This is a genomic window from Nostoc sp. ChiQUE01b (assembly GCF_034531255.1).
Lineage (GTDB): Bacteria > Cyanobacteriota > Cyanobacteriia > Cyanobacteriales > Nostocaceae > Nostoc.
This window is the reverse complement of sequence record NZ_JAVRBM010000044.1, coordinates 31,687-49,946: the sequence shown is the minus strand read 5'-3', so window position 1 is coordinate 49,946 and position 18,260 is coordinate 31,687. Positions and strand designations below refer to the sequence as shown.

Below are 18,260 nucleotides of genomic sequence, written 5' to 3'. Positions count from 1 at the left end.
GATCGCGCCGATTTTTCGATAAAATAACTCAATTTGTCTAGTCACCATCCAATTGATGCTTAATTATTCACTGGCATTTATAATTATTGACTGGATAAAATTATGTTAGTGTTTAAATTTCTTTACATTAAAAAATTAACTTCAACAAATAGTTTAAGTTCACCCAATAATCTTGCTAACTACTGACTGCTTTATTATTAACAGGTTTGGATTTTGATGGAGCTTGAAAAAAGTCAAAAAAATAGACAATGCCGAGTTTTAAAACGAGTCAGGTCGGCATTGTTATTTTTAAATCAATACAGTTCAGATAAGCTCAAAACCTAGATGTAGAGACGCGATTTATCGCGTCTTGAAAGACCAATTATTTACACCAAAGTAATCTGAACCTTAGTAAAGAGTAATGAGCTTTTAGTTAAGTCAACTCAAAACTTGATTACTCCCATTCAATGGTTCCAGGCGGCTTCGAGGTGATGTCATAAACCACCCGATTTACTCCTTTCACCTCATTCACAATTCGAGTAGAAATCACTTCCAGGACATCATAAGGCACTCTCGCCCAATCAGCAGTCATGCCATCTTCACTGGTAACAATCCGCAAAACAATCGGGTAGGCGTAAGTACGTTGATCTCCCATAACGCCAACACTACGAATCGGCAGCAATACAGCAAATGCTTGCCAGAAATCATGATACAGACCGCGTTGGTTAATTTCTTGCCGCACAATCAAATCGGCATCGCGCAAAATGTTTAACCGCTCAGATGTAACTTCCCCCAAAATGCGAATTGCTAAACCAGGCCCAGGAAAAGGTTGCCGTTGGACAATTTCTTCTGGTAAACCAATGGAACGCCCAACTTTGCGGACTTCATCTTTAAATAGTTTCCGTAGTGGTTCCACCAATTTAAATCTTAGGTCTTTGGGCAAACCGCCAACATTATGATGACTCTTAATTTTCACCGCTACCCGTTCACCAGTTTGAGGATCAACGTTGGTATCCGCAGATTCGATCACATCTGGATAAAGAGTGCCTTGAGCCAGATAATCAAAGTGACCGAGGCGCTTGGATGTTTCCTCAAATACACTGATAAATTCGTGTCCGATGCGGCGGCGTTTTTCTTCAGGATCTGTGATCCCAGCAACTTTAGCCAAAAAGCGATCGCGGGCTTTAACATACTCTACAGGAATGTGAAACTGCTCTTGGAATAGCTTTACCAATCGCTCTGGCTCATACTTTCGCATAAAGCCTTGATCGATAAACACACAAGTCAGTTGCTCGCCAATTGCTTTGTATAGCAAGAAAGCCAGGGTAGAAGAATCCACTCCCCCAGACAGTGCTAACAGCACCCGCTTCTCGCCAACTCTGGCGCGAATTTCTCGAATTGCCTCTTCAACAAAAGCTGCTGTTGTCCAAGTAGGTTCGCAATCGCAGATATGGTAGACAAAATTACGGATTAATGCTATGCCACCAAGAGAATGCACCACCTCTGGATGGAACTGAACGCCGTAAAGCTTCCTTTCGTGGTCAGCGATCGCAGCACAGGGAGTATTTTCTGTATGTGCCAGCAATTCAAACCCTGATGGCATTTGGATAACTGAGTCTCCATGACTCATCCACATCGTAGTACCATCTTCAACATTAGTAAGCAAATCTGTGGGATCATCAATATATAATGAGGCTTTGCCGTATTCACCTCGATCGGCCTTTGCCACTTCCCCACCAAGTTGGTTCACCATTAGCTGCATCCCATAGCAAACACCCAAAATGGGTATTCCCAAATTCCAGATTTCTGGGTCACAATGGGGAGCGTTATCACCATAAACCGAACTCGGCCCACCAGAAAGAATGATTCCTTTAGGATTGAGTTGGCGCAATTGTTCAGAAGTAGTGCGATAAGACAAAACTTCAGAGTATACTTGAGTCTCGCGGATGCGACGGGCAATCAGCTCAGAATATTGAGAGCCAAAGTCCAGAATTACAATCAATTGGCGATCAAGTCTCCCAAAATTTTCTAATGTTTGGGGCGCTTGTTCTGTTGGTAGAGTCACCGCTGTGTTCATGACGGGAGTGTTATGTCTGTTAAGGATAGATGCTTTGTGGTCTATGATGATGCTATTATCCAGCCTGGGCAGGTTGATAATGGTATAGAGAATCTTTACAAACGCAAGGTTATATGCGTTTGTCGAGTTTCTGATTTGGAGATGGTATTAAAACGATAAACTTACCCGAGAGTGGTTACTTAGAAGATTATTTATTTGAATTGTTTACGATTATTCATAATAAATTAACATAATTTTCCCATCAACAGACCAGCAGTTTTACTCTTCACGATAATTTTGCGATCGCGATCAAAGAGGATAGAGCCACAGATTGTTACTCTTGTGCTGCTTTCCCTATGGTTTTGGATGTATTCTTGAGAACGTACATCGATAGTTTCGGCGATCGCACTGTAAACTTGATTTACCCAATCACTACCAGTTGCAGTATCTATGGATTTTAGGTGTGTTAGTGCTGCTTCAGCAGTTGCACTGTTAAACACAGCTTGGATATCTGGTAATTTTAAACCTGCGATCGCACAGTGGGCTGCTAAAATTTCCCTGCGTCCATCAGCCAAGTAGTGATGGGTGTGAAAAATTCCTCCTGCCAGTTTCATCAGCTTACCGTGATAGCCAAATAATAAGATTTCTTTTACACCCAGCACATCAGCTTCTATTAACATTGGGCCAAGCCAGTTAGCAGTTTTAACCAATTGTTCAGGATTAATCCCTAGTTTACGCGCCAAATCTAGGCCATTCTCGCCGATACAAAATACTAAACTCTCAAAACGACTGGCTTTATTTTGTAATTCCGCTCGAAAAACTGCAAGCTGATCTGGTGTACTCAAAGGTTGAGAAATGCCAGTTGTGCCTAAAAGGGAAAGTCCTTCAACCACACCAAAGGCAGAATTGGAAGTTCTAACAGCAAGCGATCGCCCTTCAGGTAGAATAATCGTCACCGTGATTTTTTCCCCTGGCGCTAGCATCCGTTGCAAATTCTCTTGCAACAGCCTTTGAGCATAAGCATAAATAGCAGGCTTGTCATCAGCATTAACCTGTCTGCCAATCCCTTCCCCACCTTTAATAGTTATTGCCTCCCCCTCTCCCTTATCCCCCTCATCCCCGTCATCCCCTCTTCTCAACTCTACCAATGCCCAAATCGGTGTATTTTTGGTCAGGTCAAGATTATCACCAGGATCGCTACGAGTTATTGCTAAAGCTGTATTCTCAGATAATCCTGCTACCTGTTCAATGGGGATTTCGGCAATTTGAGCGGGTTCAATCAAATCTATAGATGCTAAAGTTAGAGGTTGGCGATCGTGTAACCAATGTAAAGCTGCAACAGCAGCAGCGCAGGCAAAGACGGGAAGTGTGTATCCAGAACGGGACATTTTTTAAATTCAAAAGTCAAAATAATTCTTCAAAAATAAAGACAGTTTCAGATAGCTTGCTTTCTTCAGGATAACGGCTAATACCAATTCTCCAAAATGAGGCAACAGATATTAATCACCAAAGTCTTACTCCATCTAGGTTTCTTAATTGCGTTAGCGCAGCGTTAGCGAGTCCGCGAGCGTCATTGCGAATTGCGAATTGCGAATTGGTATAAGATAATCAGCAGCAGATATTCTTTGCATCCACACCAACGGCTTTTGGTGTCCGCTTCATCGCTTTGTTAGACCGCTTTACCAGGGTAAATACTGAACTTGACCTTCTAATTCTCCCTCCTGGCTACACTTTACAAGTACAAGAATATCTTCAATGACCCGTCCGACCGATGCATCTAGGCTGATTTCGATAACTCCCGGCATGGTCTGACCTTGTCTAACTCGATCGTATGCATAGCGAGTAATTGTAGAAACGTCATGGGTAAGCAGGATACATCCTTCTTGGGCTGCCCAATCCAGGATAGTTGGATCATCTTTGCCTGATAACCCAACGTCTTGTACACGAACGATGTCGATTTCTGGGCTACGGCGGAATAATCCTCTAACAACGGTATTATCGAAATTTTCATCCGCAAGGAATTTTAACATGCTTCCTGTGCTGCTTTGCGGGCAAGCAAGCGATCGCGTAAGCCTTGTGGGTCAAAATTCCCTTGATTTATTGCCCGAATCTCTTGTGATTGCTGCTGTCGCTGTTGCAAGTAGGCTTCTACTTCCGATTGATGATTGAGGTAGAAGGCGATCGTAGCGTAAACGTCAGCCAAATTCAGCGATGGATAGCGATAAACAATTTCCTCTGCTGTTGCGCCTTGCTTAAAGACAGCAACCACAGTGTCCAATGTGACGCGGGTTTTACCGACGAGAACTACATCATCCTCATTCGATTTTAGAGGAGCAGCTTCAGCCATAATCGATAGTGTCATGAACGCCTTCCAATTCATTGCTTTGACAGGGTAAGCGCATCTCAAATTGGATTGACAAAACGTACATTTAATGTGTTAACGAGGGAATAGGGATTTATAGTTCGGTTGATTTCTACAGGCTAATAGCGATGTCTACGACGGGCTACGCCTACGCCTAATTTATTATCAATAATCGGGGCTTAATGCGATTGTTTAGGTCTTTATTGAGATTATGGTAATTCATCAAAAAGAAGATAACCTTTCTTTGGCTCTCACAGATCACTCTTGGTCAGTTGGCTCAAACCCAGTATTAGTTTGCTGACTACTGCTTCTTGCTGCTTCTAACTTTTGGCAAATCGCTGCTTGAACCTTCTCATCAAAATCGGGATCGTTGGGGCTTGCAACAATCCTACGCGGACGCTGATTAATCCTGTCCAAGTATGCTTGAAAAGCAGCTTGATCTCCACGATGCTTGAGAAAATACTGTTTCAATTCAATATCAGACATTGAATCGTAATTAATTCGGCTCATCAGACAACTCTCCGTTGAGTAAAATTTGGAATTCAATCTCTTCGTCATACCCAGCAAGGATGTATATATTACGAGTCCGATTATCAACGCAAATGAGGTATATGGGCTGAAGCATGATATACGTCAGTTGATAGCTAATACGATACAAACTTGCTACTTGAGCAGCAGTAGGCATTTTAGTTAATTACAGCAAAATTCCGAATTACGAATTAGTAATTAGTCAAACACCTACTTCTAATAATAGAGCTTCCATAGCTTCCCAAGAAATTCCTTGTTGAATATAACGAGGTGCTTCAGGATTGTAAGGACTGGCTACTCGGTCAATGTTGAGGATGTTTGCCTCATCTGGTAGAACTGGTACATCTGCATCAAATGCTGTAGGGCGCATTAAAGAACTGGAAAAGCCTTTGAAAATAGCAATTGTATCTTGCTCATCGGCAATTTCCACCGTTACAATTAGGACTTCTTGGGGGCGTTTAATGGTGTATTGTTCCAGTCGCTTACCAATGGAATTCATTTTTTTAAAAGTAGGGGTACGGTGGCGCAACTATGTTTACTGTGGTGTGGCTGAACGTCCCTGTTTGCCTAGCTTAATCAGAACAAAATAACTTAAGTAAAGCACATAAATTACTAAACTAGTTATGCCGAGAAAACCTAAAAACTCAGCCTTGCTATTAGCATGGAAATATTCTTTGAATAGTAACGGAGCCTCGAACCATACACGACAATAGGGAGTTTTCAGCATATTGGCAGAAAAAGCACAACCCAAAAAAGGGATAAAGGCTAGTGTACCCAAAAAACAATAAACAGTTGTCGCCCAGCGCCAAGAAGTAAAAATCAATTTCAAAGATCCACTGGTTTGATACTCAATTTCATCGTTGATATCCACCCAGAACCACAACGAAATCGGGATCAAAATTTGAGCCATCAACCCAGAGATAAAGCTAACTGGATACTGGGCAATCATTAAGTAAATTGTGATTGCCACCAAGCTTGACACTCGCCAGTATATAGCCAATAAGCGTTGTATGCTTTCCGCTTTTTGTACAAATGCCCAAATTAGAAGAATTAGCGGAATAATTACCAGGAATAATACTGCCAGTCGGTAATCAATCCAGACAAAAGGTCGAAACCAAATATTATAGTCCATATTTTTTCTCAAACAATAGATAAATAAGAAGTCAGGAGTCCGAATAAATCAAGTTGGATTTTATACCACTACCTGATTGTAGACTGCTAAATATTCTTCTTGATAATAGTTTATTGAACCTCGTATGACTAGAAGTCACGAGTATTACAAAAAATTTATAGGGGCGTACATCTGTACGCCCCTACTAACAATTAATTTGTTGTTTAATTTATGAAAATCGTAGCTTATCCCTTTGGAAGAAGCCTATTGATTCAAATAAGGAATTTATTTTTTGTTTCCACGACTAAAATCGGGGGCTTTAAATGAAACGCTTGCGAGTGGAGGACATCGGTGAGTTTCCACGTCCTCTACTCTGGGCGTCTTCTTTAGTCAATGCTGGTTGTTTGCCGATCAAACAACAGAAAATCTAGTTACCTCAATTTCTAGTCGTCGTAAACCCGGCATTCAATGGCATCTGGGTTGTCATCACAATACTGTTCTAAAGAATTTTTTGCCTTGCTTTGGCGTTTGTGCGAAGCTTCGGCTTGTAATTCTTCTACTGCATCCCAAGCAGCAGCACACTCTGGTGAGTTGCTACCGTTAATATCACAGACAGTACGCGCTTGTTCCACTTCTTCTTGGATTTGCTCTTGGATGTCTCTTTTTGCTGTTTCTTGGATGTTGGTCATTTCTTTAATCTCGTTGTGTGTTGTTAATACTAGTATAGAAAATGTTCAGAAATGGCAGTTTTTCGCTTGATTACTAACCATTCTAACCATTTAGCCGATGGTAAGTTAGTTTTTTAGCCTATTGGCCTATTGATTTATAACCAATACAGCAAGCTACCCTATCTATACAATGCATTTACCTTTATTTTTTAAGATTTTGTGGAATTAGTAGCATAGATAAATAATCATACAATATATTTAGATGCCTATATTAGGGAGTGACAACTCCAGCTTCTTGGGATGGAGGAGACAAAGGGCTGGCATCAATTCTTGTAAGATGCAATTCTTCCTAAAATAAAAAGTCAAAATCTACTAGCCTAAAAAGAGAAAGAAGCTCAAAACTCATGGCAGACCAAATGCAGTGGGCAAATGCCCTATCAACCCGTCATTCTCTGGAAGCCGCTGTTACAGATGTGGTAGAACGAGCTGTTTCGTCGTTAACAGCACCTGCGGATCTAGGACTGGTATTCATTTCGTCTGCTTTTACGAGTGAGTATTCCCGACTGTTACCCTTGTTAGCTGAAAAACTTTCTGTGCCCGTGCTAATTGGCTGTAGTGGTGGTGGTGTAATTGGGACGACAGTTAGCGGAGAAACCCAAGAATTGGAAGCTGAACCAGCTATTAGCTTGACTTTAGCACACCTTCCAGGAGTAAAGATTCAAGTTTTTCATATTGTTGCTGAAGAATTACCTGACTTAGACAGTTCGCCAGATGCTTGGCTTGATTTGATCGGTGTGCCACCATCACCGAAACCGCAGTTCATCTTACTGTCTAGTTCTTTCGCTTCTGGAATCAACAATTTGTTGCAAGGGCTGGATTTTGCTTATCCAGGATCGACGATCGTGGGGGGACAGGCTAGTGGTGGAGGTATGGGTGGTCGTGTTGCCCTTTTTTGTAACGATACTAACGGTGAGGAACAGCAAAACTTATATCGTGAGGGCACTGTTGGTATAGCTTTGACTGGCAATATTGTTTTGGAAACGATTGTAGCCCAAGGATGCCGACCGATTGGCAAGCCATTGCAAGTTACAAAAGCCGATCGCAATATCATCCTAGAGTTAGATGATAAAGTGCCTCTAGTGGTGTTGCGAGATTTGATTGCTAGTCTCAGCGAACAAGAACGGATTTTAGCACAGCATTCTCTGTTTGTTGGTGTGGCAATGGATGAATTTAAGCTGGCTTTGCAGCAAGGAGACTTTTTAATTCGTGGTATTCTTGGAGTCGATCCAAATGCTGGGGCGATCGCAATTGGCGATCGCGTCCGTCCCGGTCAAAGGCTGCAATTCCATCTCCGCGATGCCCAAGCCTCTGCTGAAGACCTCGAATTACTCCTCCAAAGTTATCAACACCAACGAGAATCTGAACCCTCGGCTGTAGCGGCTTTGATGTTTTCCTGTGTGGGACGAGGTGAAGGACTCTATGGTAAACCTAACTTCGATTCTGAACTATTTCAGCGCTATCTTAACGATATTCCTGTAGGTGGCTTTTTCTGTGGCGGTGAAATCGGCCCTGTTGGTGGCAGAACCTTTTTACACGCCTACACTTCAGCATTTGGAATTTGTCGCCAAAATCAGTAATGAGTGCTGAGTGCTGAGTGCTGAGTGCTGAGTGATGAGTGATGAGTGTTTAATCTTGTTCTAACTCCTAACTCTTATTCAGCAACAGTGTGCTGTTATTATCAATCATCGTCAAACTTCCAGCAGTGGCGATCACTGAGTTAGACTGTGATGCACTATATGTCTGAATGTAGCGCCGCACTTCTGGGGGAAAATGAGGGTAATCTAACACCGCATCCCCATCGGCAATAGTTGCCCAGAAGTCGCGCAAACTAGGAGCTAATTCTTTTGCTTGTGATAATGGTAAGTTTAATGGAGAGTGAGTTAATAGTTTGATTAAAAAAGGGAAAGAGCGATCGCCCATCCACTGCCTTGATGACTGTTGCAAGTCGGGGAACTCAGGCACTGACTCTACGCGATGGGATAAAATTTGCAACGATTCTTTACCTTGGTTATCTCGATGAAACTGTAGCACTCGGTAAGGATGAGGATAGCTAACTAAAGAGCCAGTGGTAATATCATATACTCCGTCTGAGTAAGCAATATCCTGAACGTGCAAATGCCCGGTAAATACTAGCTTGACTCCGTAGCGTCTCAGCAGCTGCAATAGTTCTGCTGAATTGGACAACATATAGCGATGTGCCAGTGGATGGTTCGATTGATTGGGCAAATGCTCTACCACATTATGATGCACCATCACCAAAACTAAGTCATCACCAGATGCCGCCAGCACCTCTTCTAACCACCGTAGCTGTTTGGCATCCAAACACCCCACTTGTTCTCCCTGGTCATTAAAGGAGTTAGAATTTAGTCCAATCAGCTTAACTCCAGGCAGTAATTGACGAATGTAGTAAATCTGTTGTGGATCTTCGTAGCCAAACTTCGTGTAATAGTAGGGAAAATCTGCAAAAGCAATTGATTGCCGATCGCCCAACAGCACAGGAACGTCATGATTACCAGGAATAACATAAACGGGAAAAGGTAGCTGGGCTAAACATTGTTGTAACCAGGCGTGGTTCTCTGGTTCGCCGTGCTGGGTTAAATCTCCTGGCAACAACAAGAAATCTAAATCAAGTTGTGTTAAATGTTCTAGTACACTTTTAAATGCTGAGATACTTACTTCCACCAGATGAAATCGGCTGGGATGATCCCAGATTGTGTGAGGAAGTGCCAGGTGTAAGTCGCTGACTACCGCAAAGCGAAAATTGAGAGTCATTGATTTATGAAAATGTTAAAAGCAGGGGTTAAAACAAGTCTTTTCCCAAAAGTATAACGCTTGCTTTGTTTCCCTGCGTAGGAGTGCGTCTACTTAACATTTGTATACATGAAGGATTGATTACACATTATGGTGACGATTAACTTCAGGGCTAATCATAACCATTTAATCTCCAAAAATTATCGTAAATTTGATTGCTAAAAATTATTAATTAACCCTCGAATAACTGGGCAATCGCTTCTATCTGCACCTAAACAAACAATTAATCGGTAATAATTCAATAGTGTTAGCGACACGAAATGCGATGTCTACGACGGGCTACGCCTACGCATAGTTCATTGTAGACATCGCTTTGTTTTCTGCTACTCCCCTTTTCGATAAAATAACTGAGCAGATCGGTAAAGAACAGGTTCAGAATCATGGCTCAAGCTAGTATTGGGATTATAGGTGGTAGCGGTCTTTACAAAATGGATGCGCTCAAAGATGTCGAAGAAGTGCGAGTCGAGACTCCTTTTGGTTCACCATCTGATGCTTTGATTCTGGGAACTTTGGATGGTACACGGGTAGCTTTTTTAGCGCGTCATGGCCGCAATCACACGCTTTTACCCTCGGAGTTACCGTTTCGCGCTAATATCTATGCAATGAAGCAATTGGGTGTGAAGTATTTAATTTCAGCTAGTGCTGTGGGTTCCTTGAAGGAAGAAGCGAAACCACTGGATATGGTAGTGCCAGATCAGTTTATCGACAGAACGAAAAATCGGATTTCAACGTTTTTTGGTGAGGGAATTGTGGCTCACATTGCCTTTGGCGATCCGATTTGTCAGAATTTGGCGACTGTGTTGGCAGATGCGATCGCATCTCTCAATTTACCAGAAGTTACTCTCCATCGCGGTGGCACTTATGTGTGCATGGAAGGGCCAGCTTTTTCCACGAAGGCAGAATCGCATCTTTACCGCAGTTGGGGTGCAACAATCATTGGCATGACGAATTTACCAGAGGCGAAGTTGGCAAGGGAAGCGGAAATTGCATACTCAACTTTAGCACTGGTGACAGATTACGATTGTTGGCATCCAGGTCATGACACTGTGACAGTGGAGATAGTAATTGGCAATTTGCTGCGGAATGCGGTGAATGCTCAAAGGGTGATTCAAGAAACTGTGCGGCGCTTGAGTGAAAATCCACCAACCAGTGAGGCGCATTCGGCGTTGCAACATGCGATTTTGACTCAGTTGGATAAAGCACCAGCCGCAACGAAGGAAAAGTTAGGGTTATTGTTGCAGAAGTATTTGTAGTGTTGGTGGTGAATGAGCGATGTTTATGACGAGCTGTTCGGTAACGCACTTTCTCAGATTACAGCAAAAGCGATGTCTACGACGGGCGTAGCTGCGGCACGTAAATATATAAGCTGTCGTCACCAAAATCATGATTTTCATTGACAAAATCGTGATTTTCATTAACAAACTCATGATTTTCATTGACAAACTCATGATTTTCATTGACAAAATCGTGATTTTCATTGACAAACTCATGATTTTCATTAACAAACTCATGATTTTCATTAACAAACTCATGATTTTTGTTATAAAGCTTTGCTTGTTCCTTGTGTCTAGCAAATGATAGTGCGTAGGCGTAACCCGTCGTAGACATCGCACCATTATCACAAATCATACAAGCGATCGCAGTTTCTGAGATGACAGCAAGAGCGATCGCTACGATGGGCTATTCGGTGACGCACCATTATCTGAAATTATAGAAGCGATCGCTTTATCTCAACTTCGGGCGTAGGCGTAGCCCGTCGTAGACATTGCTCATTACTAAAATCTCTTTGCATCAGAGCATCAATACCATATTATACCAATGTGAAAAGGAAATGGGGACAAGGGAACAAGGAGAATGACCAATGACAAATGACAAATGAGAGACAAAACCTCTCTGATATAATACCCATTTATGTTTGATAACGTCTGTCGCTTTTTAGCAGAGTCATTTTCAGCCGATTTCGCCACTTGGTTACTTGGCGAATCTATTGCACTTACCCAACTCAGTCCATCAGAATTATCCCTCGAACCGATTCGAGCAGATGCGTTAATTCTGTTACAGTCAGATGAAATTGTTCTGCATATCGAATTTCAAACCGAAGCAAAAGCCGAAATTCCCTTTCGGATGACTGATTATCGGTTAAGGGTGTATCGCAGATTTCCCCAAAAGCGGATGCATCAAGTTGTAATTTACCTGCAACCTACCACATCCGAATTAGTCCAGCAAACAGCTTTTGTCTTAGAAAATACCCGTCATGAATTCGGCGTTATTCGTCTTTGGGAACAACCCAGCGAGATATTTTTGAATACTCCTGGTTTGTTACCGTTCGCAACCCTCAGTCAAACTGAGGATAAAACGCGAACACTACAACAGGTTGCAGAAGCTATTGAGCAAATAAACGATACCCGAACACAAAGTAATATTGCTGCGTCAACAGCAGTATTAGCTGGGCTAGTATTAAACAAGGAACTGATTAAAAGGTTATTACGGAGTGATCCTATGCGCGAGTCTGTAATTTATCAGGATATTTTGCAGGAAGGAGCTTTATCGATTGTTATGCGACAACTTCGTCGTCAAGTCGGAACTGTTCCACCTGCACAGTTATTGAAAATACAAGCTTTAGACTCAACACAGTTGGATGATTTAGCTGAGGCTTTACTTGATTTTTCGGGTTTAACCGATTTAGAAGCTTGGTTAGCGCAAAATCAAGGTTAGTGATGCTATGCGCGAGTCTGTAATTTATCAGGATATTTTGCAGGAAGGAGCTTTATCGATTGTTATGCGACAACTTCGTCGTCAAGTCGGAACTGTTCCACCTGCACAGTTATTGAAAATACAAGCTTTAGACTCAACACAGTTGGATGATTTAGCTGAGGCTTTACTTGATTTTTCGGGTTTAACAGATTTAGAAGCTTGGTTAGCGCAAAATCAAGGTTAGTGATGCTATGCACGAGTCTGTAATTTATCAGGATATCCAGCAGGAAAAAGCTTTATCGATTGTTATACGACTACTTCGCCGTAAAGTTGGAACTGTTCCACCTGCACAGTTATTGGAAATTCAAGCTTTAGACTCAACACAGTTGGATGATTTAGCAGAGGCTTTACTTGATTTTTCGGGTTTAACCGATTTAGAAGCTTGGTTAGCGCAAAATCAAGGTTAGTAATGTAAGAGCGATCGCACTTCCTCAGATTACAGCAAAAGTGATCGCAGTTTCTGAAATTAAAGCAAGAGCAATCGCTACGACAGGCTATTCGGTGACGCACCATTATCATAAAATTATACAGGCTCACATTATCCCAAGTTGAGGTAATTAGTTATCATTGCGAGCGAAGCATGGCAATCGCAATGGCTGTAAATATTTTTGTTTATCTACTTAGCTATACCAATTTGAAAAATGATTGCGACAGATGGATTCACACCAAGCCAGACGCACCAAGGCAATTCCCAATCCAAAATCTAAAATCCAAAATCTAAAATGGTATCACCTGCGTGTGCCAATATCATCACATAGATGGCGATCGTTCTGGCTCACATTGAGGTTATTTTGCAGATAATCGCCCACCCAAGCACAACCTTTAACCATTAAATCATCCACATCCAAATTGAGATTCCACAGTTTCACCGTGTTATCACCACTGGCAGAGGCAATGGTTTGACCGTCGGGGCTAAATGCCACATCATTAACCGAATCGCTATGACCTTGGAGAGTTTGCAGGAGTTCCCCGTTGCGATTCCACAGCTTCACCGTGTTGTCACTACTGGCAGAGGCAATGGTTTGACCGTCGGGACTAAATGCCACGCCATTAACCGAATCGCTATGACCTTGGAGAGTATGTAACAGTTGTCCCTTGCGATTCCACAGCTTCACCGTGTTATCACCACTGGCAGAGGCAATGGTTTGACCGTCGGGGCTAAATGCCACGTCAAAAACCGAACTGCTATGACCTTGGAGAGTTTGCAGGAGTTGCCCGTTGCGATTCCACAACTTCACCGTCTTGTCACTACTGGCAGAGGCAATGGTTTGACCGTCGGGGCTAAATGCCACGCCATTAACCGAACTGCTATGACCTTGGAGAGTTTGCAGGAGTTGCCCGTTGCGATTCCACAACTTCACCGTCTTGTCACTACTGGCAGAGGCAATGGTTTGACCGTCGGGGCTAAATGCCACGCCCCAAACCGAATTGCTATGACCTTGGAGAGTTTGCAGGAGTTGTCTCTTGCGATTCCACAGCTTCACCGTCTTGTCACTACTGGCAGAGGCAATGGTTTGACCGTCGGGGCTAAATGCCACGCCCCAAACCGAATTGCTATGACCTTGGAGAGTTTGCAGGAGTTGTCTCTTGCGATTCCACAGCTTCACCGTCTTGTCACGACTGGCAGAGGCAATGGTTTGACCGTCGGGGCTAAATGCCACGCCCAAAACCGAACCGCTATGACCTTGGAGAGTTTGCAGGAGTTGCCCGTTGCGATTCCACAGCTTCACCGTGTTGTCATAACTTGCAGAGGCAATGGTTTGACCGTCGGGGCTAAATGCCACGCCCAAAACCGAACCGCTATGACCTTGGAGAGTTTGCAGGAGTTGCCCGTTGCGATTCCACAGCTTCACCGTCTTGTCACGACTGGCAGAGGCAATGGTTTGACCGTCGGGGCTAAATGCCACGCCCAAAACCGAACCGCTATGACCTTGGAGAGTTTGCAGGAGTTGCCCGTTGCGATTCCACAGCTTCACCGTGTTGTCATAACTTGCAGAGGCAATGGTTTGACCGTCGGGGCTAAATGCCACGTCAAAAACCGAATTGCTATGACCTTGGAGAGTTTGTAATAGTTGCCCGTTGCGATTCCACAGCTTCACCGTGTTGTCATCACTGACAGAGGCAATGGTTTGACCGTCGGGGCTAAATGCCACGCCATTAACCGAACTGCTATGACCTTGGAGAGTTTGCAGGAGTTGCCCGTTGCGATTCCACAGCTTCACCGTCTTGTCACGACTGGCAGAGGCAATGGTTTGACCGTCGGGACTAAATGCCACGCCCCAAACCGGATTGCTATGAGCTTGGAGAGTATGTAACAGTTGCCCGTTACGATTCCACAGCTTCACCGTCTTGTCACGACTGGCAGAGGCAATGGTTTGACTGTCGGGACTAAATGCCACACTATTAACCCAATCGCTATGACCTTGGAGAGTTTGCAGGAGTTGCCCGTTGCGATTCCACAACTTCACCGTCTTGTCACTACTGGCAGAGGCAATGGTTTGACCGTCGGGGCTAAATGCCACGCCATTAACCGAACTGCTATGACCTTCTAGCCGATTACGTTCCTTGATTCCATAAAGCACCTGCTGGAGTGTTGCTACTGCCAAAATGTGGGTCTCTGGTTCTACATTTTTATTTAGTGTTTTAAGTCGTTTTCCTACCTTCAAGCCTGCTACTAAAGCATCAAGTTCTAAATTTAATCCCATCAGTTTCTGTGACTTTAAGCTATCGGTAACAATTTCGGCATTTATTCGGCGTTTATCTGCATCTGCTTTGGCGATATTTGCTTGCTGTTGTTGATTTTGGGCAATGTTTCGCTGTCTTTCGGCTTCTGCTTGTCTGTCCTTGGCTAATTGTTCAGCTGCTTTGGTTTTATCAAGTGCATTTGCTAACTTTTTTCCCCTTTCTTCAGCTAATTGTTGTGCTGACTTTGCTTGCTCCTCTCCTTTTTTAGCTCTTTCACTCTCCTGATTAGCAATGCGCTTTTGCTTTTCTGCCTCCCGGCTTTGTTCCTCTGCTTTTTTCTGCTGTGTTCGCGCATTTTTAGCTTGACGCTTTGCTTCATTGCGTTGATTTTCTGCTTCTTGACGCTGTTGTTCTTCTCTATTGCGGGCATCTTGGGCAATCAAACGTTCGCTATTCACATACACAGCCACTCCCGTCATTAAAACCGAAAACACTATCAGTATCGCCACATAAGGCAGTGCAGGTTTAAGCTGTTCCCACCTATCCCGCAAGTTAAACGGCAAATGTTTATTAATCCATTTGTAATCAAAGACTTGCCGATAGATTTGATTCCGCACCCGCAAAACATTATTTTCCCGCCGCACCACCCCCGATAGCTTCAAATGAGATTTAGCTAGAGACTGCTCCTCATCCACAATCGCCCGCTTACCGTAGCGAATCTGGCGGTAAATAGTCAAAACCTCCGGGTCTGGTGAGCGTTTAGTCAACATATCCCGCACAAACTGCAAGTTATTATCTTGCTCACTCATCGCGCCAAAAAATGTGCTGCTAACTATCTTGTCTACATCGGCTGCGGATAAAACTTGATCCCCCCTAGCCCCCCTTAAAAAGGGGGGAACCCTCTTGCCCCCCTTTTTAAGGGGGGTTGGGGGGATCGAACCAACCAAAGCACCACAAAGACGCTGTGTTAAATAAGGATGTCCCCCCGTCCACTTCAACACCCAGCGTAATATCTGGTTGGCCTCATCGCTGGGTAATGCCAATCCCTCAGCCAAGGGTAAAGCTTCCTCAAAGGTAAAATCAGTTAAATCTACACGCTGTCCAATATTAAACGGTGTGCGCTTGGCATCGCTGATTAAATCGCCGGGAGTCGCTACCCCCATTAAGACAAAAGAAAGCCGCCCAAATTCAGGATTAGTCGCACGGGCAACATAGAGATAACGAATTGCAATAAAAAAATCATCGGTAAAATCTAGGCTGAGGGTAGAGTCAATTTCATCGACAAAAATCACAACTTGCCCCTCAACTTCAGCCAGCAAAACTCTCTCAAAAAACTGTGTTAGCCGTTGCGATACTCCTAGATGCTGGTGTTCTTGCCACCAACTCACCACATCTGTATTAAACGTAAGTTGGTCATCTAGCTTAACCAAAAAGCCAAAATACCACTGTTCGGCTGTGACATTTGCCCCCAATTCTTGAAGGTCAACAATTACCGAGCGAATTCCCTCGTCCGTTAGCGTTTGCGCCGTGCGTACCATCAAGCTAGATTTACCCATTTGGCGCGGCGTGAGGACATAAGCAAAAGTTGCTGACCGACATAAACGGAGCAATTCTTCATCAGCTTGACGGGGAATGTAAATGCCACCGCCAGCCTGTACCGTGCCGCCTACGGTGTAAATGCTTGGATTAGCCACGCAGATGCTCCCGGAAATAATCAGTGTAAAGTTGACAACGGGGAAACACTACACGCCCTTCCCGGCGTACTAAACCTGCACCCCGCAAGCGGAAGAAAATGCGCTCATCTTCACAGGTATTCTGGCGAATTACTTGGAACATACCCTGAACCAACTCCTGTTTGTTATGCAGCCGGAAGAGGTGGTTACGTAGATGATTGCCAAAGGGGCCATTATCAGCGATCGCATTAGCAAATAGTGCGGTAGGATGGAGGCGATCGCTAGCAACTAAATAAAGTGCAAGGCGTACTAAATAAGGATGTCCACCTAGCAACGCGATTAATTGCTTTTCTTCGCTAGCGTTGAGGGGTGAACCATGACGGCGGTTAAGGTCAGCAACCTGTGCTGCTGTAAAATCTTCTAAATCAATTACTAGCCCAACATTAAAGGGAGATTGGTTGAGATTATCAATTAGCTGGTAAGGTTCGGTGGAAGTAACCAACGCTAAATCCAGTTGCTTCCAGATAGGAGTAGTAGCGCGGCTGTTGTGCCAGCTTCGCAGCATTCCAAAGAAATCAGAGCGAAAATCAGTATCAAAGACCCTTTCAACTTCATCCATTGCTAAGACAATAGGGTTGCCAAACTCTTTGAGCAAATAGCGCCCAACATAGCGAGTGCAACGCTGACTATTGCCCAAAGGCATATTCCAATACTCATCAACTTTATCTGTCATTTCCAGTTCATCAGTTAACCAAGTACAGAACTGGCGAAAGAAAAGGTCAGCATTAGTTAAGGCGGCTTTATCAAACAATTGGAAATCCAGCAAAGCAACCCGCTTCAGAGCATTCACAGCAGTATGAATTGTGCGGATTAACAAGGAACTTTTGCCCATTTGCCGGGGGCCTTTAATTGTAATTGTCACACCCTGCCGCTCAATAGCTTGCAAAGTAAGGGCATCAGATGAGCGTTCCACGTAAAAAGTAGATTGCGATTCCATTGTCCCTTCCGGCATTTCCAGCGAGACGGGCTGTGCTGAAGGAAAGGGATGGGGTAGGAGTGACGGCTGACTTATCTGGAGTAAATCTGCTTTCGATTTTTCTTCACTAATAGCCAATGCACCGCCAGAAACAGCCTGTAACAACTCTGCAATCAGGCGTGGCGTATCTTCTGCATCTTTCCAGAACGCCCAATTAATCCCATTTAAGTAAGCACTCAAGGGATACACAAACGATTCTTGATAGGCCAGACGCACTGGGAGAATTATCGGGCGTCCTGACTGTGATTTTGCCAAGTGGTGTGCTGTCTCTATTTCTGCCACCACCATCTCGCTGCTGGTTGACAAAGCTGAAAGGAAAGTAATTAGAAAATCAGCTTGGCGGATTTCTGCTTCAATACGTTCAGCCCAGTGTGTGCCAACAGACATGGTTTGGTCGATAAAGACTTTGTGCTGCTGCGATAGCGCCTGGAAGACTTGCAGCACTACCGATTCATCGGGGCTAGCATTACGCTTGTAGCTGATGAAGATGCGTTTAGCCTGTGAGTTTAACATTACTATTAACCTTGTCTTCCTTCA

Annotated in this window: 18 protein-coding genes; 5 read left to right on the top strand and 13 right to left on the bottom strand. The window is 43.7% G+C overall.

The features are described 5' to 3' along the window. Window positions 1-433: 433 nt before the first annotated feature. From guaA to RMY63_RS25155, 9 genes are all read right to left on the bottom strand, one after another. The gene (gene guaA / locus RMY63_RS25195) at window positions 434-2,056 is read right to left on the bottom strand and encodes a glutamine-hydrolyzing GMP synthase (RefSeq protein ID WP_322731332.1); all 1,623 of its coding nucleotides are present in this window, start codon (window positions 2,054-2,056) and stop codon (window positions 434-436) included. Between the two features lie 224 nt (window positions 2,057-2,280). Further along, a complete protein-coding gene (cbiD, locus tag RMY63_RS25190; RefSeq protein WP_322731331.1) occupies window positions 2,281-3,423 on the bottom strand; it encodes a cobalt-precorrin-5B (C(1))-methyltransferase CbiD in 1,143 nt (380 codons plus the stop codon). A 291-nt stretch (window positions 3,424-3,714) separates the two neighbouring features. Beyond that, on the bottom strand, window positions 3,715-4,065 hold the full coding sequence (locus tag RMY63_RS25185; RefSeq protein WP_322731330.1) for a DUF5615 family PIN-like protein: 351 nt from the start codon (window positions 4,063-4,065) through the stop codon (window positions 3,715-3,717). Continuing rightward, complete coding sequence (locus RMY63_RS25180) at window positions 4,059-4,397, bottom strand: DUF433 domain-containing protein (protein WP_322731329.1); 339 nt, start codon at window positions 4,395-4,397, stop codon at window positions 4,059-4,061. Before RMY63_RS25180 ends, RMY63_RS25185 begins: the two co-directional genes overlap by 7 nt. A gap of 258 nt (window positions 4,398-4,655) precedes the next feature. Further along, a complete protein-coding gene (locus RMY63_RS25175) occupies window positions 4,656-4,907 on the bottom strand; it encodes a DUF6887 family protein (RefSeq protein WP_322731328.1) in 252 nt (83 codons plus the stop codon). Beyond that, entirely contained in the window at window positions 4,894-5,082 is a 189-nt protein-coding gene (locus tag RMY63_RS25170; protein WP_322731327.1) for a DUF6888 family protein, read from the bottom strand. Before RMY63_RS25170 ends, RMY63_RS25175 begins: the two co-directional genes overlap by 14 nt. Before the next feature lie 45 nt (window positions 5,083-5,127). Further along, a complete protein-coding gene (locus RMY63_RS25165) occupies window positions 5,128-5,424 on the bottom strand; it encodes a hypothetical protein (RefSeq protein ID WP_322731326.1) in 297 nt (98 codons plus the stop codon). A gap of 36 nt (window positions 5,425-5,460) precedes the next feature. Next, window positions 5,461-6,057: a DUF3177 family protein gene (locus RMY63_RS25160; RefSeq protein ID WP_322731325.1), complete on the bottom strand. Its 597-nt coding sequence runs from the start codon at window positions 6,055-6,057 to the stop codon at window positions 5,461-5,463. Window positions 6,058-6,479: 422 nt separating this feature from the next. Continuing rightward, window positions 6,480-6,725, bottom strand: a complete 246-nt coding sequence (locus RMY63_RS25155) for a Calvin cycle protein CP12 (protein ID WP_322731324.1) — start codon at window positions 6,723-6,725, stop codon at window positions 6,480-6,482. A gap of 383 nt (window positions 6,726-7,108) precedes the next feature. On the opposite strand from RMY63_RS25155, the gene RMY63_RS25150 reads away from it, so the two are divergent. After that, window positions 7,109-8,341, top strand: a complete 1,233-nt coding sequence (locus tag RMY63_RS25150; protein ID WP_322731323.1) for an FIST signal transduction protein — start codon at window positions 7,109-7,111, stop codon at window positions 8,339-8,341. A gap of 67 nt (window positions 8,342-8,408) precedes the next feature. Here the strand turns inward: RMY63_RS25150 and RMY63_RS25145 are convergent, their stop codons facing one another. Beyond that, entirely contained in the window at window positions 8,409-9,536 is a 1,128-nt protein-coding gene (locus RMY63_RS25145; protein ID WP_322731322.1) for a metallophosphoesterase family protein, read from the bottom strand. Window positions 9,537-9,955: 419 nt separating this feature from the next. Here RMY63_RS25145 and RMY63_RS25140 point away from each other — a divergent pair, with 419 nt between their 5' ends. Next, on the top strand, window positions 9,956-10,828 hold the full coding sequence (locus RMY63_RS25140; RefSeq protein ID WP_322731321.1) for an S-methyl-5'-thioadenosine phosphorylase: 873 nt from the start codon (window positions 9,956-9,958) through the stop codon (window positions 10,826-10,828). Window positions 10,829-10,904: 76 nt separating this feature from the next. Here RMY63_RS25140 and RMY63_RS25135 read toward each other — a convergent pair whose 3' ends face one another. Next, complete coding sequence (locus RMY63_RS25135) at window positions 10,905-11,183, bottom strand: hypothetical protein (RefSeq protein ID WP_322731320.1); 279 nt, start codon at window positions 11,181-11,183, stop codon at window positions 10,905-10,907. A gap of 303 nt (window positions 11,184-11,486) precedes the next feature. On the opposite strand from RMY63_RS25135, the gene RMY63_RS25130 reads away from it, so the two are divergent. From RMY63_RS25130 to RMY63_RS25120, 3 genes are read left to right on the top strand one after another with little or no spacing between them, the layout of a single operon-like run. Further along, window positions 11,487-12,290, top strand: a complete 804-nt coding sequence (locus RMY63_RS25130) for an Rpn family recombination-promoting nuclease/putative transposase (protein ID WP_322731319.1) — start codon at window positions 11,487-11,489, stop codon at window positions 12,288-12,290. 7 nt (window positions 12,291-12,297) lie between these two features. Further along, window positions 12,298-12,513 (top strand): DUF4351 domain-containing protein, encoded by a 216-nt coding sequence (locus tag RMY63_RS25125; protein ID WP_292778767.1) that lies wholly within the window; start codon window positions 12,298-12,300, stop codon window positions 12,511-12,513. A gap of 7 nt (window positions 12,514-12,520) precedes the next feature. Then, window positions 12,521-12,736: a DUF4351 domain-containing protein gene (locus tag RMY63_RS25120; protein ID WP_322731318.1), complete on the top strand. Its 216-nt coding sequence runs from the start codon at window positions 12,521-12,523 to the stop codon at window positions 12,734-12,736. Between the two features lie 321 nt (window positions 12,737-13,057). On the opposite strand, the gene RMY63_RS25115 is transcribed toward RMY63_RS25120, so the two are convergent. Then, a complete protein-coding gene (locus tag RMY63_RS25115) occupies window positions 13,058-16,708 on the bottom strand; it encodes an AAA-like domain-containing protein (protein ID WP_322731317.1) in 3,651 nt (1,216 codons plus the stop codon). Next, window positions 16,701-18,236 carry an AAA-like domain-containing protein gene (locus tag RMY63_RS25110; protein WP_322731316.1) on the bottom strand — a complete coding sequence of 512 codons (1,536 nt, stop codon included), beginning with the start codon at window positions 18,234-18,236 and terminating at the stop codon, window positions 16,701-16,703. Before RMY63_RS25110 ends, RMY63_RS25115 begins: the two co-directional genes overlap by 8 nt. Between the last annotated feature and the right edge of the window lie 24 nt (window positions 18,237-18,260).